The sequence below is a fragment of the Moraxella oculi genome, assembly GCF_023336735.1.
Taxonomy (GTDB): domain Bacteria; phylum Pseudomonadota; class Gammaproteobacteria; order Pseudomonadales; family Moraxellaceae; genus Moraxella; species Moraxella oculi.
In genome coordinates this window covers 120309-144633 of record NZ_JAMBAQ010000003.1, presented here as the reverse complement: position 1 = coordinate 144633, position 24325 = coordinate 120309, and the positions used below count along the sequence as shown (strand labels likewise).

Genomic DNA, 24325 nt, shown 5'->3' with positions numbered 1-24325 from the left:
CCAACAATATCAATTTGGACTAAAATAATGAAAGCTGTCCTGTACGACTGTCTTTAAATTTGCTATTGGTTCGCCCAAGCAACAATTCACGAAAATTTTCACGGGTCAAGTCATTTAGATGGGGGTTTGGTACATGCAATGCGACGAAATATTTGGCACGATTCACGGCAGCACCCATCTGTTTGAGATGATCAAGCGTCAGCGTGGTGAACCGTCTGGCACTCATGATTTTTTTTGCCGTCTGCACACCTATGCCAGGCACACGCACCACCATTTCATAAGGAGCGGTCTGAATATTAACAGGAAAATGCTCACGATGGCGAATTGCCCATGCCATTTTAGGGTCAAATTGCAAATCTAAAAATGGGTGAGTCTCATTGACAATCTCATCCGCCCCAAACCCATAAAATCGCATTAGCCAATCTGCTTGGTACAGTCTGTTTTCACGGACTAAAGGTACTGGCGTACTGACATCTGGCAAACGCTTATCCGAAAGCATCGGCACATAACCTGAATAATAGACGCGTTTTAGATCATATTTTTGATAAAAATGGCTTGATAGACGAATGATTTGATGATCACTCTCTCCTGTTGCACCAACGATAAATTGCGTAGATTGCCCTGCTGGCGTGTACTTTGGTGCATGTTTATGGACTTTACGCGACTCTCTAAACTGAACAATTTGCTCCTGCACGGTCTGCATGGGTGCTTTCATGTCCTCGTGATTTTTTTCAGGAGCGAGTAAAGCCAGTCCTGATTTGGTCGGAATTTCCATATTTACCGACAGACGGTCAGCATACAAACCCGCTTCTTTCATCAATTCTTCTGAAGCACCTGGAATGGTCTTTAAATGGATATAGCCATGAAAGTTACGATCAATGCGTAAAGTCTTAGCAACACGCACAAGTCGCTCCATTGTATGATCGGCATTCTTGAAAATTCCCGAGCTCAAAAACAGACCTTCGATATAATTACGCCGATAAAACTGCATCGTCAAATCCACCACTTCCTCTACCGTAAAAGCAGCCCTAGGCGTGTCATGACTGCGACGAGAAGTACAATAGGCACAGTCATATATGCAGTGGTTAGTCAATAAGATTTTTAATAAAGAAACACAACGACCATCTTCGGTGTAGCTATGGCAAATGCCTGATTTTGAGGAGTTGCCCAACCCCCCCTTTATTTTTGCGATTGCCACCACTTGACGAACATGAAACATCATATTTGGCAGCATCAGCAAGAATGGCGAGTTTTTGCTCAATGCGTTCATGATTCATTATTTTATCAATCCCCAAAATCCATCAACCGCTCAACCAAACGACATGAGAAAGATTTGCTGGCAAAGCATGCTGCATGATTTGATCAGTTTCACCACCCTTTCTCACAAGCCATCAGTCATCAGTCGCATCATTATTATTAGTAAATGGTTGCGATGACGATGGATTTAAAGAATTTTGAGCGTATTCTTTGGTGGTAGTTTTGTAACCAAGGTTGGTTTAACCCATCTTTTCACCTCATCTTAAAAGATTTGGATGATGAATCAAGAATGTCATGCGTTCAAGTTGGACTGTTGCATGATGAAGAAAGGTAGTGCTGTAGACAATATCGCCCACAGCACCCCATAAAGAGTTTATGACCTTGACAAGTACAATCAGATCAGCATAGGTTTGGCAAATGCCAAAAATACAATGCCCACATAAGCGACCGTAGCAATGAGCAATCCTGCCTTAGCCTGACCAGATGCCACAAGATGGTTACGCTGTGCCTTAGCGGTGGCAGACGCTGCCACAATCAACAATACCAACTTGGCAATTGCCCAATGTTGTACACCTGCCACTTGGTAGAGTTGCCAAAACAACCAAAAACCCGATGCCATCACAAGGGCATACAAGAGATGATTACACACCTTCATGATTGCTGGCGACCGACTTCCTTTTTGTGTCAGTATGGGCATTGCTTGTATGATGAATAAGAACAGCAACAAAAATGCCATCAGCATATGCATGTGTTTCATTCGTCGTCCTTATTCATAGATGACTTTTAAAATCTCAAACTCCACTAAGCCGCTGGGTGTCTGAATCCTAGCATCATCGCCTTCATACTTACCAATCAAACCACGAGCAATTGGAGAGTTGACTGAGATTTTACCTGTCTTAAAATCCGCCTCATCATCACCGACGATCTTATAGCGACATTCCTCACCATCATCGATGTTTTCTAGCACAACAGTCACTCCAAAAACCACACGACCATCTTGGTTTAGCTTACTTGGATCAATCACCTGTGCACCGCCCAGCTTCGCTTCAATATCACGGATGCGTGCCTCGCACAAACCTTGCTGTTCACGAGCGGCGTGATACTCCGCATTTTCTTTTAGGTCGCCGTGTTCTCTGGCTTCAGCAATCGCATTGGTAATGCGGGGACGATCAATGGTTTTTAACTGTTTTAACTCTGCTTCCAAAGCAGCATGACCTTCTGGTGTCATTGGGTAGCGTTGCATAAGCGTTCCTTTTTGATGAATGTCAAATCAATCATGTCCGCATCAGTGGCAATCATACAAGTACAAAAAATCCTGCCAAATGACCATCTGGCAAGACTGACACGGATAAAACTTTTCGTATTTTAGCAATTTTCTAATAAAGATGCAAGACGCAAAAAATGAGGCATTACCATGAAAAACAATTTACATACATTCACAATCGCCATCCTAAACACTAAAAGGCACTCAAATAAAAAAAATCTTGACGATTTAACCATGATTAACAAGACAATAAAAAAAACACCAAGCTGACTTGGTGTTTTTTTTATTATTTTGACACAGTCATCATTGACCATGCAAATCTTGTAACTTGTACACATCAAACGGCAAGCTGATCTCATAAGCTTTCACCGATGCCAATGCTGCTGACATGGTAGTTACATGATACACTTTTTCTTGTAATGCACTGGATCGAATGGAAAACGAATCTTCGTGAGCTTGTTTGCCTTCAGTGGTATTAACAATAAAATCAATCTCACCATTTTTGATAGAATCAACAATGTGTGGACGACCCTCAATGACTTTATTGACACGCTCACAAGGAATGCCAGCATCTGCCAATACTTTTTGAGTACCACCTGTCGCCACCAATTTAAAGCCGTAATCATACAAAGACTTGGCAAGTTGTGGCAGATATTTCTTATCGCTATCACGCACAGATAAAAAGGCAGTTTTTACCTCACCTTCGGTTGGTAATCCTGGTAGGCGCTCATTTGAACCAATGATTGATTTATAAAACGCCTCCGCAAAACTTCGACCAACACCCATCACCTCGCCTGTCGATTTCATCTCTGGACTTAAAATTGGGTCAACACCTGGGAACTTGGCAAAAGGAAATACAGCCTCTTTGACTGAGTAATGTTGTGGTATGATCTCTTTAGTAAAGTCCTGATCTGCCAAAGACTGTCCCGCCATACAGCGAGCTGCTACTTTTGCCAAAGAAACACCGATACACTTTGAGACAAAAGGTACGGTACGGCTGGCTCTTGGGTTAACCTCCAAAATATATACCGTATTATCTTTAATGGCATATTGCACATTCATCAGTCCCACCACACCAAGTTCTTTTGCCATGGCAATGGTTTGCTCACGAATTTTGTCTTGAATCTCCTGACTTAATGAATATGGTGGCAATGAACACGCTGAGTCACCAGAATGCACACCTGCCTGCTCAATGTGTTGCATGATGCCACCAATAACCACTTCTTTACCGTCCGACACACAATCCACATCAACCTCAATAGCATCATCTAAGAATCGATCAAGCAATACAGGTGCTTCGTTTGATGCTTGTACAGCAGTTTTTAGATATTGGCGTAATTCGTCCTCATTATAGACGATTTCCATGGCACGGCCGCCCAACACATAAGAGGGACGCACCACCAATGGATAACCAACCTCTTTGGCACGCATGATGCCTTCATCAGTGCTGGTAGCCAAGGCATTTGGTGGCTGATTCAAATTAAGCTGATGCAGCATTCTTTGAAATCTTTCACGATCTTCAGCACGGTCAATCGCATCTGGACTTGTACCTATGATTGGCACACCTGCTTCTTCTAACGCCCTTGCCAATTTGAGTGGTGTTTGCCCGCCATATTGCACAATCACACCTGTTGGATTTTCAGTGCGTACGATTTCAAGCACATCTTCTAGCGTGACAGGCTCAAAATACAGACGGTCTGATGTGTCATAGTCTGTAGAGACGGTTTCAGGGTTGCAGTTTACCATGATGGTTTCATAGCCATCTTCACGCATCGCCAAGGCGGCATGCACACAACAATAATCAAACTCAATGCCTTGTCCAATGCGGTTAGGACCACCACCAATGACCATGATCTTATTTTTCTCGCTTGGGCGAGATTCACATTCTTCATCATAAGTAGAGTACATATAAGCTGTGCTGGTTTCAAATTCTGCTGCACAAGTATCCACACGCTTATAGACAGGATACACCCCAAGACTCCAGCGATGCTTACGGAACTGCTTTTGGCTGATGCCCATCAAATTGGCAATACGCAAATCGCTCATGCCTTTTCTTTTAAATTGGCGAATGTTTTCGGCTGTCAGATCACCGAAGCCAAGCGATTTGATTTGATTCTCTGTCTTGACAATATCTTCAATTTGCACTAAGAACCAACGATCAATCTTCGTACATTCAAATACCTCATCCAAACCAAACCCATGGCGGAACGCTTCTGCGATGTAAAAGATACGCTCTGGCGTTGGAATGCTTAGGCGATTTTTAATCTCCAAAACAATGGCATTAGCGGTTTTATTGGGTAAATCCAATACCTCATCAAATCCAATAACACCTGTTTCAAGCCCACGCAGAGCCTTTTGCATGGATTCTTGGAAATTACGCCCAATCGCCATCACCTCACCGACAGATTTCATCTGTGTTGTTAAGACATTATCAGCCTGGGGGAATTTTTCAAAATTAAAACGAGGGATTTTGGTAACCACATAGTCAATGCTCGGCTCAAAGCTTGCTGGCGTTTTACCACCTGTGATGTCGTTTTTGAGTTCATCAAGCGTATAACCGACCGCCAATTTGGCAGCAATTTTGGCAATTGGAAAGCCTGTGGCCTTACTTGCCAAAGCAGACGAGCGACTGACTCGTGGATTCATTTCGATAACGACCATTCGTCCATTATCAGGGTTAATGCCAAATTGCACATTTGAACCGCCTGTTTCTACGCCAATTTCACGCAAAACAGCAATCGACGCATTCCGCATTAGCTGATATTCTTTATCAGTCAAGGTTTGAGCAGGGGCAACGGTGATCGAGTCGCCTGTATGCACGCCCATTGGGTCAAAGTTTTCAATGGAGCAAACGATGATACAGTTGTCGTTTTTATCACGCACCACCTCCATTTCATATTCTTTCCAGCCGATTAAAGACTCGTCAATGAGCAGTTGGTGAGTGGGCGATAAATCAAAACCTCGCTCACAAATTTCAATAAACTCTTCCTTATTATAAGCAATGCCACCACCAGAACCACCCATCGTGAATGAAGGACGGATGATGACAGGAAAACCAAAACGAGACTGGATTTCAAGTGCTTCCTCCATTGTCTCGGCAACATCAGCGCGTGGGCATTCTAAGCCAATTTTTTTCATCGCCTTATCAAACAACTCACGGTCTTCGGCTTTTTCAATGGCTTCTTTGGTCGCACCAATCAGTTCACAACCATACTTAGCAAGTACGCCGTGTTTGTCCAAATCCAAAGCACAATTCAATGCCGTTTGTCCGCCCATTGTTGGCAAAATCGCATCTGGACGCTCCTTGTCAATGATGCGCTCCACCGTCTGCCAAGTAATCGGCTCAATGTAGGTGGCATCCGCCATTGATGGGTCGGTCATAATCGTGGCAGGATTAGAATTGACTAATATCACACGATAGCCTTCTTCACGCAAGGCTTTGCACGCTTGAGCTCCAGAATAGTCAAATTCACACGCCTGCCCAATCACAATTGGACCTGCCCCAATGATTAAAATGGATTTTATGTCGGTACGCTTTGGCATAGGGTTTCTCTCTTTACTAATTCCATTCAAATGGGTTGATGGGTAACTGATTGACAAATTTATCAATCTTTTCAAAATCTTTTTCATTCACATTAACCAAATCTAAATTATATCTTTTGGCAACGACATAATGAAAAATATCAAAATTATGTTTATCATTTTTCTTTTGTATATCGTCCAATTCATCTATTTTTGGCATAGCGTGAAAAATTTTAGCAGACGGATTGGCTTCTAAATCAGTAATTTCAAGTTCTATAAAGTCATCTAAAAATGCTTGAGCTTCATTAATGGATTTGCTTTTTATACCACGCAAAATCTCATAACGAATGAGTGATGTAATTACCATTTTGGCATTTTTTGACTTCAAATCATCATATAATTCTTTTGCTTTTTGATGATTTGGGTTATCTTTATTTTCGTCAAGAACCGCAATTAAAATATTGGCATCAAGTAAATAAGCTTTATCTTTCATTATCACACCTATTTATCCAATAATTCTAATAATTTATTTTTAACTTTGCTTTGGTCAATATTAGAAATATTGTCAATTTTTAATTGATTAAGGTTAATACCAAAAGCATCAATCAAAACATTGGATAAAGTTCTGGTATTGGGTGAATTGATAAGATAACTTCGCACAGTATTATCATCATCTCGTTTTAATAAATAAGCCTCACCTTCATTAAGTTGCGATAAAACCAGTGGTGAATGCGTGGTAATGTAAAAGGTGGTATTGGGAAATAAATTCTTTAAAATTGGAATGATTTTAACTTGCCATTCCAAATGTAAATGGCTTTCTATTTCATCAATTAGCACCACACCTTTGACATTTAACAAATCTTTTTCGTTGGTAAAAGCGGAAAAACTTGCAATAATGGATTGAATAATTTTTACAAGTGATAAAAATCCTGAACTTAGTTCGCTAAGTTCCAAAACTTCGCCATGCACTTTTAAATAAACATTATTATTTTCATTGATTTGCAAAAATTTATCATCAAAAGCATTATCAATTTTATGTAAGCATTGTAAAACGCTTTCTATGGCTATTTGTGAATTGTCTTTTTCAATTTGATAAGGGTTGATAAATCTTGCCCTTGCTAAAAACCAAGAATGACTTGTATCACCAATATCCACATTACTCAAATCAGACTTTAATGCTCCATCAAATAACCAAAACAATCTTTCGGATTTTCTATAATCAGAATTTTGTATATCTTTAGGAATTATAGAATTTTGTTTTGCGATAGATGACCTTTGCTTTGCTGTAACAAAAGCAAAAGCATTAAAAAATGTATTGGCACTTAAAAAATTATCTGTAATTGTTAATAGGTCTAAGTTAATATAATAATCATTAAAAGAAATATTGTTAAATGGTAAAATATCATTATCTGTTAAATTTTCCAAGTATTCATCAATATTCTTATATAATTCATTAGGAAAGATTAAACCCAATAATAAAACACTTAAAGCCTCCAAAGTCTTAGTTTTCCCAACCCCATTTGTTCCCAAAAAGGTAAAAACTCGCTGGTTGCTGTCAAGCATTAACTCAACATCGCCCACGCCTTTTAGGTCTTTGATTTGCCATTTGTTCATTTAAGCCCCACGCAATTTAATAATTAAAATAATCACGATGCCAACTCAGATAATCACGCATTCGCTCATTCACCTGTATTTGGTTATTCAATAACCTAAAATTGTCATTAACCAAGCTCTCAATAATTTCATTCTTGTATAAAATCTTTCCTTCATTATTAAAACTAATTTCACCACAATCAAATAATTTATCAAAATGAACTGAAAGTAAAATTCCATTATCAACATCTTGCCTTTCAAAATCATTGGATTTTGACCAAGGTTTTATATGACTCGCCACCAAAAATAGAGGGATTGTAATGCCAGTAAGAGGACAAGTTGATTTATATTTTTTAATTAATTTTGCACGAAAATCTCTTTGAACCAATCGCACAGGAACTGTTTGCACAACAGATGTAGCTTTATTAAAACTATCGCCATATTCTTTAAGACTTACATTGATGTCGTCTTTGGGATAATCTCTTAACCTCCAAACTCCCTTACCAGCATTAACACCATATACCGATTGAAATAAATCGGTATATCTGTATTTTTTTGAATCAGATGAATATTTTTGTATCGCATCACGAACCTCTACCTCAGGAGTCTTTGAATGCTCAAAAATCTGACAATTAAGCTGAAGAACCTTTTTTATTATCTCATCTAAATGAGCTTCCCCACCATAAAACTCTAAAGCAGATACAACAAGTTGGGCAATTTGCTGATGTTTAAGTGGTTTCGTGACAGAATCAAAATTCATTTTTACGCCTTAAACTTCTCAATCTCCCTCACAAATCTATCAAACAACACCGAGCAATCGTGCGGGCCAGGGCTGGCTTCTGGGTGTCCTTGGAAACTAAATGCCACACGGTCAGTGCGTTCAATACCCTGATTTGAGCCGTCAAATAGTGAACGGTGCGTGGCACGCAAAGTGCTTGGCAAAGTCGCTTCATCAACCGCAAAGCCGTGATTTTGGCTGGTAATCATCACCGTACCGTCATCAAGATTTTGCACAGGGTGGTTGGCTCCGTGATGACCGTGATTCATTTTTAAGGTTTTTGCTCCGCTTGCGAGTGCTAATAATTGATGACCCAAACAAATACCAAACACAGGAATTTTTGTGGTATCACAGATTGTGCGAATTGCATCAATGGCATAGGTACAAGGCTCTGGATCGCCAGGACCATTGGATAAGAAAATGCCATCTGGATTATGTTTTAATACTTCACTGGCAGGTGTGGTTGCAGGCACGACAGTCACATGGCAACCACGATCAACAAGCATACGCAAGATATTCGTCTTAACACCAAAATCATAGGCGACGATATTAAAGCGATGTTCGATATCCCCCCCAAGCTCTTTAAAACGACCGCCCGTATCCGTAGTCTTGGCATTGCGACCATCATGAGCCAATAGCCACGACCCTTGCGTCCAAGAAAACCCCTCTTGATCACAGCATACTTTTGCCAAATCTTGACCTTTCATAGATGGAGCAAGCTTAGCAAGCTCAACTGCCTTTTGCTCATCAATATCCCCTTGTGCATCAGCTGTCAAGATACAACCGTTTTGGGCACCTGTCTTACGGAGCAATGTCGTCAGACGACGAGTATCAATTTCACCGATCGCAACAACATCATTAGCAATCAAATAGTCAGACAGCGAGCTTGATGCACGGAAATTGCTATGCAAGAGTGGCAAATCACGAATGATCAATCCAGTTGCCCACACCTTGTGAGTGCGTCCAGACTCCACATCTTCAACATTAAAACCAGTATTGCCAATATGCGGATAGGTCAAGGTTACCATTTGCCCTGCATAACTTGGGTCAGTCAAAATCTCTTGATAGCCAGTCATTGCTGTATTAAATACGACCTCGCCAACACTGCTACCACTTGCTCCAATACTCACACCATGGAAAATCGTTCCATCAGCTAGAGCTAAAATGGCCTTTCTTGTTGTCATGACACACTCCGAACACTATTGATTTTATTGTAAATTTCATAAAAATGTTTTGCTACTGGCAAATTTTAGACAAAATTTTTTGGCAGTGACTGCCAGCAATTCAGAAGTTTTGTCAAAACGCCATAAAAAAAGCAAACAACCAAAAATAATCAACTTAATTTTGCAAATTTAGCAAGTGTTAAGTCGTTAGTTTCATGGTCGCTCGCTTTAGCATAGATTTTCGCCATTATACATAATTTTATAAAAAATGGCTAGAATTTTTTAGTCATTATTGAACAAAATTCCAATCATTCAAACAAACACTCCCTCACCCAAAAACATAGAGATATGAACGATCACATCACCGATAAAAGTAAAGATGAGCAATCGAAAAATCATGAGTTTAATTATGCCAAGTTTTAAATACAAAAAAAATCAACAGTCATTTAACTGTTGATTTTCTATATATGGTGGGGTCGGAGAGACTCGAACTCTCACACCTCGCGGCGCCAGAACCTAAATCTGGTGCGTCTACCAATTTCGCCACGACCCCAAGTTGTAATCAAAGCATGATGCTTTAATGACGATTATTATACTTATTTTTTAAAGTTTGGCAAGAATTTTTTTTATAATTTATAAAAAATCTCACAATCTATTGATTTAAAACATCTTTTATGGTCATCAATGTTACGCCCAGTGCTTGCATTTGCATCAGCGATTCACGAAAAGAGTCATTGACATCAATCGCCACGCTTGCATCGGTGATGACGACACATTGATAGCCCAATTTTGTCGCATCCATCGCTGTCCAAGAAACACAAAAATCCGTCGCAATACCCACCACAAATACTCGATCCACCCCAATTTGTCGCAAATAACCATCAAGTCCAGTCTGCTTACCGTCCGCTTCTATGAATGCTGAATAGCTATCCACATCTTGGCGACAGCCTTTTCTGACAATCAGCCGTGCGTGCGTAATATTCAACTCCTCAGATAACTCTGCACCCCATTCGCCTTGCACACAGTGTTTTGCCCAAAGTACTTGTTGACCATAGGGCATGTTCATGACACTCAACTGTGGTAAATCATGAGTATCTGCAAAAGAAACATGATTGCTTGGGTGGTAATCTTGAGTCAAAATGACGGTCTCAAATCTCTTTGACAATTCATTAATGGGGGTGATGATGGCGGACGCTTTTTGTACCGCCATGGTACCTGTAATGAAGTCATTCTGCAAATCAACCACAATGAGCGCTGTCGTCTTGGGAAATTTCGTCATTGATGATTACTCTTTTTTGACTACCAATAATTCTCAACAGCAATATTACCAACACCACGACGATTCATTGTCAGCCCCCTATCTTTTAGGGCTTGTTTTGTGTCTTCCACCATCTGCGGATTTCCACAAAGCATGACATGGCAAGTATCTTCGAATGCCGTCCCTGCAGCTTGCTCAATTTTACCATCAGCGATTAATTTAGGAATGCGTGCATTCAAACAACCTTGTACCTGTTCTCGAGTAACAATCGGCAGATAAATCAGCTGTGCAGGATCATCACACAGTTCACCAAAAGTTGTGGCCAGCTCACCAATGCGATCGCCATAAGCAAGCTCTTTTTTTGTTCTGGCACTATACACCAAGATGATCTTTTGATAACTCTCCCAAACAGTCAACTCACCAAGCATTGACAAAAACGGTGCAAGCCCAGTACCTGTCGCCAATAACCATAATGTCTTTGGAGTAGGTTCTTGATAACGAGATAAAGTCAAAAATCCAAAAGGCTCAGGGTTTAAGTATAGCGTATCGCCCACCTGCAAATGCTGTAAATGACTTGTGAACGCCCCATCAGGCACAACAACCGAAAAAAACTCCAAATACTCATCATAAGGACCAGAAGCAATTGAATAAGCACGAAAAATCTTAGAGGCAATGGCAGGTTTTGTTGCGTTTTTATTGGCAAGCAAGTCATCAGTCGCCAAGCCTAAACGAGCAAATTGTCCTGCCTCAAAGCGAAAGCCATCAGGTCGTGTGGTGGTAAAACTAAACAGATTGGGCGACCAAACGGTCTTAGAAAGCACCTTAATGGGCGTGGCGTTTTGATCAGACATGGATTCTCTCTTGAATATTTTTCTTCATTTTAACAAGCTTGCCAAAAAAAACAAGTGCCAAACTGACACTTGTTTTTAGATGGTTAGGGAAGCATTGTGGCAAATGCCGATATCGTCATCAATCCATTTGGCAAGATACCAAAAACAATCACTAATGCCGTAACAATCAATAGCATCACACCACCAGCCTTGATGCCCCACTCATGAGATGCGTCATATTCCAAATGAGCTTTTGGTCGTTGATACAGACAGGTCAAAATACGCAAATAATAAGCCAAGCCAATCGCACTGCCCACAATCACAATCAACGATGCCCAAAATTTCATGCCCTGCACCGATGAAAAAATCACCCAAAATTTGGTCATAAAGCCTGCTGTCAAAGGAATACCCGCCAAAGACAACAACATGATGGTCAAGATGGCGGTTAAAATGGGACGACGCCAAAACAATCCTTGATAAAATCTCACCTCATCAGCTTCACCGGAAATGGAGGTGCGTCCACGCTCTTTATAGGGACTTGACATCAGCGTGATGACACCAAAAGCACCAATACTTGTCAAAGCATATACCGCCATATACATACTGATCACAGCCACGCCATCAGCACCCACACTCACCAATGCAACCAACGCATATCCGATATGTGCGATTGATGAATAAGCAAGCAAGCGTTTTAGATTGGTTTGACGAACCGCCAATAGATTGCCAAGCAAAATGGATGCAATAATAAGAAAAATTAGCACCACATTAAAACTCTCTAAATACAAAATCGCACTTGAAGTCAAGAAACGAATGGTAAGTGCCATCATCGCCACTTTACTCACACTGGCCAAAAACGCTGCCACAGGTGCAGGTGCCCCTTCATACACATCAGACACCCATGAATGAAATGGTGCGACCGACAGTTTAAAGGCGATTGCCACGAACATCATGATTGCTCCAACGACAGACCAAAGACCAATTTGTCCATATGCCAAAGACACACCAATCTGATCAAAGCTAAGCACACCAGTATCAGCAAAGATGAATGCCATACCCATCAACAAAGTTGCTGATGCTGTTGCCGATAACACAAGATATTTTAAACCTGATTCCAAAGAACGGGCACGCAAAAAAGTGTAAGCCAGCATGCCATACATCGGAATCGATAATAATTCTAGTGCCATGAAAAACGATGCCAAATGTGCAGCGGATGCCATCAGCATCGCCCCCAGCGTGGCAATCAGCATCAGCAAGTAAAGCTCATCTTTATTATCTTTTAAACTTTCAAAGTAGCCATAAGATAAGGTGCAACATGCCAAAGAGGCAATCAAAATCACTGCAATATTAAATACAGCAAATCCATCAACAACAAACAAATGATTTGACACACCCATTGGCAAGATGCTCGCTGCTTGTAAAATCAAGACAATCAAAGCACCATTCAAACCAATCACACTCAATGTTGCTGACCAAAAGTGTGAACGCTTCATGGCAATCACAAGCATCACCACAAGCGAAGTCAAGCCGACAATCACCATTGGCGCTAATGACAATAAGGATTTAATAAAATAACTCATAATAACATCTCCTTATTTGCCATGGGTACTGGTCGCTTGATTGGTTAATTGATGAAGATCATGGGCTGCATCAACTGGCATACTGATTGATTGGTCAGTCAGATGACCTGCATAGGTCTTAGCAATCCAGTTCATTGAATTTTCAGAGGCATTCATGACAGGTTGTGGATACAGACCTAGCCAGACCAAGCCAAACGCTAAGACCACCAATAGAGTGATTTCTCGCTTACCCAAATCTTTTAAACAACCGCCATTCATATCTGCAAGCTTGGGTGCGGTATTATTACCAAAGAGTGCTTGGTAAATTAAAATCAACGCATACAAACCGCCAAGCACTAGGCTGATGGTAGCCAGTATGACAATCACTGGATATTGATCAAAAGAGCCAAGTAAAATTAAAATTTCACCGATGAAGTTACCCGTACCTGGAATACCGAGCAACGCCGCACAAAAAAACATGAGCAAGGGTGCAAAATAGCGAAACTGCCCCCACATACCACCCATCTGTGTCAAATCACGAGTATGCAGGCGCTCATACAGCTGACCTGCCATGATGAATAATGCCGCACTTGATAAACCATGAGCCATCATCTGCACCATCAATCCTTGCAACGACATGATATTACCTGCATAAATCGCCAATAACACAAAACCCATGTGAGAGATGCTGGTATAAGCAAGCAAGCGTTTTAGATCCGTTTGAGCAAAAGCAAGAAATGCCCCATAAAAAATCCCAATCGTACCCAAAGCGATGGCGATTGGTGCAAATTCTGCGGAAGCATTTGGAAATAATGGCAAAACAAAACGAAGCAAGCCAAAAGCAGCTGTCTTAATTAAGATACCAGCCAAATCCACCGAACCTGCCGTCGGTGCTTGAGCGTGTGCATCAGGCAACCATCCATGCAAAGTAAATACAGGCAATTTCACAGCAAAGCCAATAAAAAAGCAAAGCATGATGATGAATTCCCAATGACCCAAGTTTAAGCCCAGCAGGTCATGGTAATTAAAGCTGATATTGCCCGTCTGACTAAAATGAATGATGACCAACATGACGATGCCAATGAGCATGATCAGACCTGACGCTTGGGTATAGATAAAAAACTTAGTTGCCGCATACTCTTTGGTTCGCCCACCAGTCGCATTATGCCCCCATAGTGCGATCAAAAAGTAGATTGGCAATAACATCAATTCCCAAAAAAAGAAAAACAAGAATAGGTCAATCGCCAAAAAAACACCGATGACACCACCCAAGCTCCACAGTAGATTTAGATGAAAAAAACCCACTCGACGAGTAATCTCACCCCAAGAGCACCCTACCGCCATAATGCCCAAAAATGCCGTCAACACCACCATCATTAGGGCAAGACCATCAATCGCTAGGTGAAAAGAAATGCCAAACAGTGGAATCCAAGGCACCGTAAATTGAGCCAACCATGGCAAAGATGTGTTGGTCGCCCCATCAACAAACAAGCCATCAAAGTCACTTTGCCACCAAAGTAATAAACTGACGCCAAAGGTCGTGAGCATGGCAAGCAATGCTATCCAGCGTGGCAGTTTGTCATTTACTTTCTCAATCAACCAACACAAAAAGCCTGCAAAAAAAGGAATGGCAATCAATGCTGGTAAAAGCCAACTCTGTTCTATCATATCACACCACCGTCATCATTGCCAAAATTAGCACCACCGCCAAACCCAAGCCAAAGCTTATTGCATGACTGCCAAGTCGTCCTGTTTGAGTTTTGGTCATCAGGCGATTACCCAAATTGGTCAGTGCAGGCAAAATACCCCACAGTTTGTCCACAGGATCAGCCTTAAAGAATTGGCAAATTGCCAAAAAAGGCTTAACAAATACAAGATCATAAAGTGCATCAAAGCCCAAACCATGATAGCACCAATACACGCAGGCACCGCCCAAAGTGGAGTTCGTCCATTTATTTAGAATGCTACTTTTGTTGAGTACATATAAATAATAAGCCAACAACAAACCAAGTGCCGTCATGCCCATGGCAATCCCTTCGGCAGTATGCTTACCTTCATGCAAAGTCGCCCCCACACTGGCTGGTAAAACACTGCCCAATGGCGGATGAATCAATGCACCAATACCAGTAGACAGCACAATCAATACCACAAGTGGCAGGACATAACTAAGCCCTGATAAAGGGTGTGCCTGCGTCTTTTCTTGACCAAAAAATACTAAGTAAATCAAACGAAAAGTATAAACAGCGGTTAAAAACGCCCCAAATGCTCCCGCCCAAAACAATGCCATATGCCCTGTGGCATAGGTCTCCCAAAGTATCGCTTCTTTAGAATAAAAACCCACGGTCACAAAAGGCAGAGCAACCAACGCACCACCGCCAACAACAAATGAGTAAAATACTAATGGGATTTTCTTGCGAAGACCACCCATTTTAAAGATATTTTGTTCATGGTGTGTTGAAATGATGACCGCACCTGATGCCAAAAATAGTAACGCTTTAAAAAATGCGTGTGTCATCAAATGAAAAATCGCCACTTGCCAAGCACCCACACCCAAAGCAATGAACATATAGCCAAGCTGACTCATCGTGGAATAGGCAAGAACCCTTTTGATGTCAGTCTGTGCCAACGCACAAAATCCCGCCACAATCATAGAAACTGTACCAAAACCACCCACGACATACAACAGTGTGTCTGGTGTGAGTATGAATAATGGGTGCATTCTTGCAATCAAGTAGACGCCTGCGGTTACCATTGTCGCTGCATGGATCAATGCCGACACAGGTGTAGGTCCTGCCATCGCATCAGCCAGCCAAGTATGCAAGGGAATCTGTGCTGATTTACCAAACGCACCACCAATGAGCATGAGTGCTGTTAAAATCATGGTCGGATGATTGATTGTAAAAGTTTCTGGTGCTTTGGCAATGATTGTGTGAATGTCCAAGGTGCCAAATTCACGAAACAGCAAAAACAACCCAATCGCCAAAAACACATCCCCCACACGGGTTACCGTAAAGGCCTTCATGGCAGCACGACCGTTGGCACGATTGGAAAAATAATAACCAATGAGTAGGTATGAACAAATACCCACCCCTTCCCAACCAAGGTACAATAAGAGCAAATTGTCCGCTTGCACAAGCAACAACATGCTAGCAACGAACAAATTTAAGTAGCTAAAAAATCTACTAAAACCTGCATCGTCTTTCATATACCAGCTGGCAAACAGATGAATTAAAAAACCCACCCATGTAATGATGGCGGTCATCGTCAAAGACAGGCCATCTAAAACCAGACCAAATTTTGGTGCAAACTCACCCACCGACACCCAAGTCCAAAGTGGCAAGAATACGGGTTGACCACCATGATATGCCAAAAATTTCACGCCGACAAATGCCGTTGTCATGGCCGATAAGAACAGTGAGCCCACCCCAATAAAGGTTGCGATTTTTTCAGAAAGCCTATCCCTGCCCACAGCCAAAATTAAAAAGCCGATCAGAGGAAAAATAAAAGTCAAAGCCAACATATTCATGACAATCCTACCCCTTCAATTTACTGGCATGATTGACATCAAGACTTTTAAAGCGATGGTAAAACTGCAATAATATCGCCAAACCAATCGCCGCTTCAGCCGCTGCTAAAGTCAATACAAAAATAAACATAATTTGCCCATCAGGCTTAGCCCACATGTTACCACCCACAACAAAGGCGAGTGCCGCTGCATTCATCATGATCTCAAGACTCATCAGCATGAACAGCACATTACGCCGTGCCATCACACCAACCAAGCCAATAACAAATAAAATCGCTGACAAAATCAGTGCATGCTCGGCAGGTATGCCCAAAGTTGGTTGCGCAGATGTTAAAACCGTACTCATGGATTCTCCTTGTTGGCATGAAAATCTACCTGATCTTGAAAATGACTGACATTCTCATCATCAAGTGCTTTTTTACCCAAATGATACGCCGCCACCAATGCACCTAGCAATAAGAACGCCGCCATCTCTACCAATAAAACATATTGCGTAAACAGACTGACACCCACCGTCTTAATCTCAATGGTCGTATCCATCATCATGACATGCTTACCACTCATTAAGAAGCTAACAAGCACACCACCAATGATGAGAGTTAAACAACATGGCACCGCCCACGCATTGGCAGTCAGCCATGTTTTTTCTTCTAAAGTGTCCGTACCTAAATTAAGCATCATGATGACAAAAACAAATAACACCAGGATTGCCCCAGCATACACTATCATTTCAAGCACGCCAGCAAAAGGAGCACCAATGATAAAGAAAATTCCCGCAACAGCCAGCAAGCTGACAATCATGGATAAGATGGCATGGACAGGATTGGCATGCGTTACTACTCTTAGACTTGACCATATTGCAACCAAGGCCAATGCATAAAAACCAACAATCTCACCACTCGCCAGCAGGTTGTTTAATAATTCAATCATGGCAACAAACTCCGTACATCAATCGGCTGACTTTCATGCTCATGCGACCCTTTTGGTTTATCTTGGGTTGCCATGCCTGTAACTCGATAGTAATTATAATCAGGGTATTTACCCACACCACTGATTAAAAGATGCTCTTTTTCATAAACGAGATTTTGACGATTGTACTCACCTAACTCAAAATCAGGCGTTAATTGAATCGCTGTGGTTGGGCAAGCTTCTTCGCACATGCCACAAAAGACACAGCGACTAAAATTGATGCGAAAAAACTCAGGATACCACCGTCCATCTTCTCTCTCGGCTTTTTGTAGGCTAATACAACCAACAGGGCAAGCGACCGCACAAAGGTTGCACGCCACACAGCGTTCATCACCATCTGGATCTCTTGTCAAAACAATTCGACCACGAAAACGAGGTGGCACAATTTCACTGGCTGGAACTTCAGGATATAAAATGGTATCCCTTTTGCGTGTTGCATGACTATTAACCATCCACATAGAACGCACGATGGTAAAAATGCCCACTGCCGTATTTTTTAAAGTAGCAAACACTTTACACTCCCCACCATAAAATCACAGTCGCTGTCACCAGCAAATTCAATAAAGTAACTGGCAAACACACTTTCCAGCCAAAATTCATCACTTGGTCATAGCGTGGACGCATGAGAGAGCCACGAGCCAAGACAAATAAAGTCATAAAAAATAAAGTTTTAATCAAAAACCAAAAAACAGGCGGAATGAACGCAATGTCCCAATTAAATGGTGCCAACCAACCGCCAAAGAATAAAGTCGTCATGAGTGCTGAAATCACCACCACATTGACATACTCACCAATAAAAAACATGCCAAATTTCATACCAGAGTATTCCACATGATAGCCTTCGGCAAGCTCTTGCTCGGCTTCAGGTTGGTCAAATGGATGGCGATGCGTCACCGCCACGCCTGCAACCACAAAGCATAAAAAACCAAAAAACTGCGGAATGACATTCCAAACTTCCGTTTGAGCCATGACAATATCTCGCAAGTTAAACGAACCTGCCATTGCCACCACGCCCATTAACGACAACCCTAAGAAAACCTCATAGCTGATGGTCTGAGCAGCCGAACGCAAACCGCCAAGCAGCGAGAACTTATTGGCACTTGCCCAGCCACCGAACATCACAGCATATACCGCAAGTCCCGCCATGGCAAAGAAAAACAAAATACCAATATCCCAATTTGCCGCACCCAAGGCAGGGCTTAACGGAATGATGGCAAAACTTGCCAAAGCGGTAAACATGGCAATCGCAGGTGCCAGAACAAACATGCGTCTGTCAGCAAAATTTGGCGTCCAATCTTCTTTAAAAAAAATCTTCAGCATGTCCGCAAAGAGTTGCAAAGACCCCTGCCAGCCAACACGATTCGGCCCATAACGGTCTTGCCACAGTGCTAACATGCGACGCTCGTAGACGATCATTAAGGCAGCGACCATCACAAGACCCAAGAAAATTACCAAAGTCTGTAGCGTCATATAAATGAAAGACCACCACTCAAAAGATAAGTCACCAAAAATCAAGGGCATATCAGGAATCACACGCATCTTAAACCTCCATGTTTTGGTTGGTTATCATTTGAGAAAATGGCTGATTATTAAAGCCTGCTTTTGGTGTAAAAATCGTTTGTTTTTTCACACTTGCCAATTTAGCCATGCTTTGTGCATACGCTGGCATGAAGACAGAGTGATCATTGTCAGCCTTTTTTATGGTTACTGGCACATAAGAATCAAAAGGCACCGCACCTGCCACATACCCTATACAGCCATCTGCCAAATATTCCGTTAATGCCACAGGTAGAGTAATGCTTGTCTGATTCTGAGTGATGGTCAACTCATCACCTTCGTCAATCATCCAGCGAGCAGCGTCATCATATCCCATCAACCAGCTAATAGGCTTCATCTGATTTGCCACAATGGGGCTACGAGCCGTCATTGGCGAGCTTGCGAACAGGTGGTAAATGGGCACAAGAGACACCCTGCTGTCAGTCATGCCGCCAATCAAAGATTTATCCACCATCACTTTCTCAAAAACCATCTCATTGGTTGGCAAATGATCAAACAAGCGAATGCCGACATCACCGCCCTTTAGATGGCCACCAACCTTGCCTTGTAGCTTATTCCATGCTTGTGGTGAATTCCAGCCTGCCGCCCATGCAAAGGGAATTAAATTTGCGTTTGTTCTGTCGCCTACATACCCCTCCATTGAGAAAGTCAGTGCCGAATCCAAATCTTTCGACTGCATTGGTTCATGAATGGAAATGGGTGCGCGCAGAACGGTGCGACCCGAATAACGCCGTGGTTCGCGTGCAATCTTCAAACCTGTGATGCGGTAGCTTGATTCAGGGGCGACATGCTTGATCATCTCAAACTTCGGATATGTTGCCACAAGATCCTTAATGACATCATCCAAGTGATGCCAACTTGGCTCACTGGCAGACGAAGTGGCATTAAGCGTGCTACTTAATGCATGCAACCATCGCCAGCTGTCTTTAACATCACTGTTTGGTTCGTAATATTTTTTGTCATAAGCGGCAAAGAATCGCCCTGCCCGCCCTTCGGCTGAGACAAGAGTACCATCACTTTCAGCAAATGATCCACTTGATAAGACAAAATCTGCCTCATCATGCCAGTCATAGCTTTGATGATCAAGCACAACCAAAGGCTTACTGATGATTTGGTCAAATTGAGCTGGTGTCAAATTAGCCAAATCACATTCAAGCACCACCGAGACATCAAAATCACTTGCCAAAACCTCCTCAATCGCACGACCGCCCAATAAATTCAACCCCACGCTGTTAGCATCAGGCATGGCGATGTAAACACCTGTCTTTTGGGCATAGTGAGTATTCACTTTCAACAAGCGAGATTGTAGTGCCTTTTCAAAATCATCAGGATTTCTTTCGGTCGGATGCTCTCCATCAACCTTGGCACTGTTATCAGGATCGGCAAATTGACGCATCACCTCATCACGAATTTTGGCATTTTCCACCTCAATAAACTTACGCTCAACATGAGCGATTTGGGCACGCTTAACCGTCAAAGTCTGTGCAATGTAGGCAGTTGCTTGCAGCACCGCCTTTGATGACAAACTCGTGCCAGAAATTACCAATGGACGATCCGCCATGACTAAATCATAAGCGATGTGATGTGCCAAAAACTCCAATGCCATGCCATCATCAATTTGTAGATTTGAATCTTGCTCTTTGGCAAAAATGGCATTTTCTAATTCTGTGATTTGCGTTAATTCATCAGCATATGCCTTGATAACATCACCCACCATAAAACCAAGCTTGGCAATGTCATTTGGGGTGGCGACAGCTGCCACTTTGGCGATGTCACCGAGCTTTGTTTCATTGACGCTTGCTACATAAATCGGACTGTGATTTTCTTGACCGATACGCTTGACGGGTTCTGCCAACCACTCTTGTGTTCGAAGAGCTGCTGCCATTTGCCGAGCTTTATTTTTGGCGGCTTGACGCACCGCAAGTGCGACACGACTGGCGGTTTGAGTCAGATCTTCGCCCAAGATGAACACGCTATCTGCCATTTCAATCTGTGCCAAAGACACATTATGAATGTCTTTGTTTTGCATGATTTTGACACCCAAATCAACCAAATTCTTAATGGCTGTGCGTTCACCCGTACTATACCAAGCCTCTCCAACCAGTTTTTTTAGAGCAAAGTTACTTTCTAGGCTGGCACGAGTCGAGCCTATGCCGATGATTTTTTTGCCATTAAGAAAGCTTGCCACTTGGTCTAGGGCATGATTGGCATCAAGTTGCTGTTTACCAGCAATGGTATTGGCATATGGCTTGACTGGGCGGTCGGCACGATTGACATAACCATAGCCAAAGCGCCCTTTATCGCATAAAAAATAGCCATTAACATCAGGATTGTAGCGATTTTCTACTCTGCGTAACTCGCCATAGCGTTCACCGATTGAGATACCACACCCTGTTGAACAACCATGACAAATGCTTGGGGCATATTGCATGTCCCATTTGCGATTATATCTATCAGAATGTGTTTTATCAGTAAACACCCCCGTTGGACAAACTTCCGTCAAATTTCCACTAAATTCGCTTTCAAACTGCCCATCAGTATCACGCCCAAAATAAACACGATTATTACTTGCATACACGCCAAAATCTTCGCCACCAGCATAATCTTTATAAAAACGCACACAGCGATAACAGGCGATACAGCGATTCATTTCATGGTTGATGAATGCTCCCAACTCTTGGTTATGATGCACTCTTTTGGTAAAGCGATAACGGCGACTTCTATGCCCACTCATATAAGTCATGTCTTGTAAATGACAATGACCACCCTCCTCACAAGTAGGGCAGTCATGTGGGTGATTAGTCATCAGATATTCTACAATGCGTTTTCTAAAATCCTTAGCTTCCGCATCATCTACCGAAATGTACATGTCATTGGTCGGAGCAACCATGCAGCTCATGACCAGCCGTCCGCGACCTGCCTTATAGTCATCTTCATTATTATACTGCTTGACCGCACATTGACGGCAAGACCCCACTGAACCCAAAGCTGGATGATAACAAAAATATGGCACATCAATGCCCAAACTCAAACATGCTTGGAGCAAATTATCGCTACCGTCCACCTCATAGCTCTTGCCATCTATATGAATGACCGCCATCAGATACGCTCCTGTTCACTATTGCCGTTATTAACCAACTTACTTTCAAATTCTGGGCGAAAATATTTTAATGCACTCATCAAAGGCTCCATCGCTCCTGGTGCATGGGCACAAAAGGTCTTACCAAGCCATAAATCACGAGTAAGCTCAGAGAGTTTTTCAATATCGCCTTGTTCACCCTCCCCCTTGTCAAGACTGTCTAAAATTTTCACCCCCCACGGCAACCCATCTCGGCAAGGTGTGCACCAACCGCAAGATTCTCGTTGAAAAAACTTTTGTAAATTATGCGAAAGGCTGACCATGTCTTGCGTTTCATCAACAACCATCATCAAACAGGTTCCCAAACGACTACCTGCTTTCATAATGGGGTCAAAATCCATCACCAAATCCAAATGCTCATCGCTTGCTGTCAGAAAGTCGGTACTCGCTCCGCCAGGTAGCCACGCTTTTAGTGTTAAGCCATCTTGCATACCGCCAGCCAGTTCAATAATTTCTCGTGCGGTGTAACCAAATGGCAATTCCCAAAGCCCCGCATCTTTGACACGCCCACTACACCCCATGATTTTTGTCCCAGGAGTCTCAGATTTGCCTTTTGCTTTTGGCAAGTTGAGATACCAGTCCACGCCATTGACTAAAATGGCAGGCATGTTATTGAGTGTTTCTACATTATTAACCACCGTTGGGCGACCCCACGCTCCTGACACTTGGGGAAATGGTGGTTTGGTGCGTGGGTTGGCTCGCCTGCCTTCTAGGCAATTTATCAAAGCAGTTTCTTCGCCACAAATATAGCGTCCTGCCCCCGTATGAATGTGTAAGTGAAATTTAAAATCTGTACCCAAAATACCATCACCCAACAAATGATTGTCAAGGCATTCATCAATGGCGTTTTGTAGCCGCTCAGCAGCGATTAAATATTCTCCACGAATGAAAATATAACCCGCACTCGCCCCAATCGCATAAGCAGTAATCAGCATGCCTTCGATCAGCTGAAACGGCAATCTCTCCATCAGTAAGCGGTCTTTAAAAGTCCCTGGCTCCATTTCGTCCGCATTACAAATTAAATAACGAACGCCACCATCAGGTGGTGTCATGAATGTCCACTTTAACCCTGCATTAAAACCTGCACCGCCACGCCCACGCACATTGGCGGTTTTAATCATTTCACCCACTTCTTTTGGGGTTTTTGCTAACGCATTTTTTAGGCCTTGAAAGCCGTCCAATCTTTCATAATCAGCCAACTTTAATACAGCATCGTGATGATACAGTCGCCATGTTAAAGGGTGTGTTAAGCTTGTTGGTGCTTGTCCATTTTCAAGACCCACGCCCCAAATGGGGGTTTTTTGGCGGTTTAGCTGGCTGGGAGCAAGTCCTTTTTGGCGTGCTTGAATCTGGCTTGCCAAATCCGCTTTGTTATTGATATGATTATAAATCATTGATATTGCTCCAAAATTTTCATGACTTCATGGGCTTCAACAGGTCCATAAGTATCTTCATCAATCAATATGGAAGGTCCTTTATCACAATTTCCCAAGCAACAGATTGGCAATAGAGTAAAGCGTCCATCTGGTGTCGTTTGACCGTACTCTATGCCCAGTTGAGCTTTCAATTCTTTTTCCACTGCCTCAAAACCCGTCAAATAACAGGCGATAGAGTCGCACAATAAAATCACATGGCGACCGACTGGTGAGCGGTAAATGCGGTTAAAAAATGTCGCCACGCCCTCAACATCAGATACGGGCATGGAGAGCATCTGAGCAATGGCATGAAGCTGAGCATCATTGACCCAACCGTTGCGTTTTTGTACCAGTTTTAAGGCATCAAGCACCGCCGCACGAGCCTGTGGGTAGTGATGAATGTGATGATGAATGCCGTCAATTTCTTGGGGCGTTAAAATCGCCTCAATGGCGACCTTGGGGGTTTTGTCGGTTACTATTTTCATAAAGCCACCT

General features: G+C 42.4%; 19 protein-coding genes, 1 tRNA gene and 1 pseudogene. All 21 read right to left on the bottom strand.

What is annotated here, in order from left to right:
* Positions 1 to 19 precede the first annotated feature (19 nt).
* Positions 20 to 1277 (bottom strand): annotated as a pseudogene (locus M2R47_RS02840) (putative DNA modification/repair radical SAM protein).
* A gap of 374 nt (positions 1278 to 1651) precedes the next feature.
* Positions 1652 to 2014, bottom strand: a complete 363-nt coding sequence (locus tag M2R47_RS02835) for a SirB2 family protein (protein WP_249098612.1) — start codon at positions 2012 to 2014, stop codon at positions 1652 to 1654.
* Between the two features lie 9 nt (positions 2015 to 2023).
* The gene (greA, locus tag M2R47_RS02830; protein ID WP_249098610.1) at positions 2024 to 2500 is read right to left on the bottom strand and encodes a transcription elongation factor GreA; all 477 of its coding nucleotides are present in this window, start codon (positions 2498 to 2500) and stop codon (positions 2024 to 2026) included.
* Between the two features lie 324 nt (positions 2501 to 2824).
* Positions 2825 to 6064 carry a carbamoyl-phosphate synthase large subunit gene (carB, locus tag M2R47_RS02825; protein WP_249098608.1) on the bottom strand — a complete coding sequence of 1080 codons (3240 nt, stop codon included), beginning with the start codon at positions 6062 to 6064 and terminating at the stop codon, positions 2825 to 2827.
* Between the two features lie 16 nt (positions 6065 to 6080).
* A complete protein-coding gene (locus tag M2R47_RS02820) occupies positions 6081 to 6536 on the bottom strand; it encodes a type II toxin-antitoxin system VapC family toxin (RefSeq protein WP_249098605.1) in 456 nt (151 codons plus the stop codon).
* An 8-nt stretch (positions 6537 to 6544) separates the two neighbouring features.
* Positions 6545 to 7657: an AAA family ATPase gene (locus M2R47_RS02815; protein ID WP_249098603.1), complete on the bottom strand. Its 1113-nt coding sequence runs from the start codon at positions 7655 to 7657 to the stop codon at positions 6545 to 6547.
* Between the two features lie 16 nt (positions 7658 to 7673).
* Positions 7674 to 8396: an HNH endonuclease gene (locus tag M2R47_RS02810; RefSeq protein ID WP_249098600.1), complete on the bottom strand. Its 723-nt coding sequence runs from the start codon at positions 8394 to 8396 to the stop codon at positions 7674 to 7676.
* Between the two features lie 2 nt (positions 8397 to 8398).
* Complete coding sequence (gene carA / locus M2R47_RS02805; protein ID WP_249098597.1) at positions 8399 to 9598, bottom strand: glutamine-hydrolyzing carbamoyl-phosphate synthase small subunit; 1200 nt, start codon at positions 9596 to 9598, stop codon at positions 8399 to 8401.
* Between the two features lie 447 nt (positions 9599 to 10045).
* Positions 10046 to 10130, bottom strand: a tRNA-Leu gene (locus tag M2R47_RS02800).
* 99 nt (positions 10131 to 10229) lie between these two features.
* A complete protein-coding gene (locus tag M2R47_RS02795) occupies positions 10230 to 10856 on the bottom strand; it encodes a nicotinamidase (protein ID WP_249098595.1) in 627 nt (208 codons plus the stop codon).
* Between the two features lie 20 nt (positions 10857 to 10876).
* Positions 10877 to 11686, bottom strand: coding sequence for a ferredoxin--NADP reductase (locus M2R47_RS02790; protein ID WP_249098592.1), 810 nt, complete (start codon positions 11684 to 11686; stop codon positions 10877 to 10879).
* Positions 11687 to 11769: 83 nt separating this feature from the next.
* Positions 11770 to 13248, bottom strand: a complete 1479-nt coding sequence (locus M2R47_RS02785) for an NADH-quinone oxidoreductase subunit N (RefSeq protein WP_418001179.1) — start codon at positions 13246 to 13248, stop codon at positions 11770 to 11772.
* 9 nt (positions 13249 to 13257) lie between these two features.
* Positions 13258 to 14892 (bottom strand): NADH-quinone oxidoreductase subunit M, encoded by a 1635-nt coding sequence (gene nuoM / locus M2R47_RS02780; protein ID WP_249098587.1) that lies wholly within the window; start codon positions 14890 to 14892, stop codon positions 13258 to 13260.
* Position 14893: 1 nt separating this feature from the next.
* Positions 14894 to 16750: an NADH-quinone oxidoreductase subunit L gene (gene nuoL, locus M2R47_RS02775; protein ID WP_249098585.1), complete on the bottom strand. Its 1857-nt coding sequence runs from the start codon at positions 16748 to 16750 to the stop codon at positions 14894 to 14896.
* A 7-nt stretch (positions 16751 to 16757) separates the two neighbouring features.
* The gene (nuoK, locus tag M2R47_RS02770; protein WP_418001178.1) at positions 16758 to 17096 is read right to left on the bottom strand and encodes an NADH-quinone oxidoreductase subunit NuoK; all 339 of its coding nucleotides are present in this window, start codon (positions 17094 to 17096) and stop codon (positions 16758 to 16760) included.
* The gene (nuoJ, locus tag M2R47_RS02765; RefSeq protein ID WP_249098582.1) at positions 17093 to 17680 is read right to left on the bottom strand and encodes an NADH-quinone oxidoreductase subunit J; all 588 of its coding nucleotides are present in this window, start codon (positions 17678 to 17680) and stop codon (positions 17093 to 17095) included. Before nuoJ ends, nuoK begins: the two co-directional genes overlap by 4 nt.
* Positions 17677 to 18177 (bottom strand): NADH-quinone oxidoreductase subunit NuoI, encoded by a 501-nt coding sequence (nuoI, locus tag M2R47_RS02760; RefSeq protein WP_249098707.1) that lies wholly within the window; start codon positions 18175 to 18177, stop codon positions 17677 to 17679. The genes nuoJ and nuoI overlap by 4 nt, the downstream gene beginning before the upstream one ends.
* Before the next feature lie 55 nt (positions 18178 to 18232).
* Complete coding sequence (gene nuoH, locus M2R47_RS02755) at positions 18233 to 19240, bottom strand: NADH-quinone oxidoreductase subunit NuoH (protein WP_249098703.1); 1008 nt, start codon at positions 19238 to 19240, stop codon at positions 18233 to 18235.
* A gap of 19 nt (positions 19241 to 19259) precedes the next feature.
* A complete protein-coding gene (gene nuoG / locus M2R47_RS02750) occupies positions 19260 to 22376 on the bottom strand; it encodes an NADH-quinone oxidoreductase subunit NuoG (protein WP_249098580.1) in 3117 nt (1038 codons plus the stop codon).
* Positions 22376 to 23809 carry an NADH-quinone oxidoreductase subunit NuoF gene (gene nuoF / locus M2R47_RS02745; RefSeq protein WP_249098577.1) on the bottom strand — a complete coding sequence of 478 codons (1434 nt, stop codon included), beginning with the start codon at positions 23807 to 23809 and terminating at the stop codon, positions 22376 to 22378. The genes nuoG and nuoF overlap by 1 nt, the downstream gene beginning before the upstream one ends.
* Positions 23806 to 24315: an NADH-quinone oxidoreductase subunit NuoE gene (nuoE, locus tag M2R47_RS02740; protein WP_249098574.1), complete on the bottom strand. Its 510-nt coding sequence runs from the start codon at positions 24313 to 24315 to the stop codon at positions 23806 to 23808. Before nuoE ends, nuoF begins: the two co-directional genes overlap by 4 nt.
* Positions 24316 to 24325 lie beyond the last annotated feature (10 nt).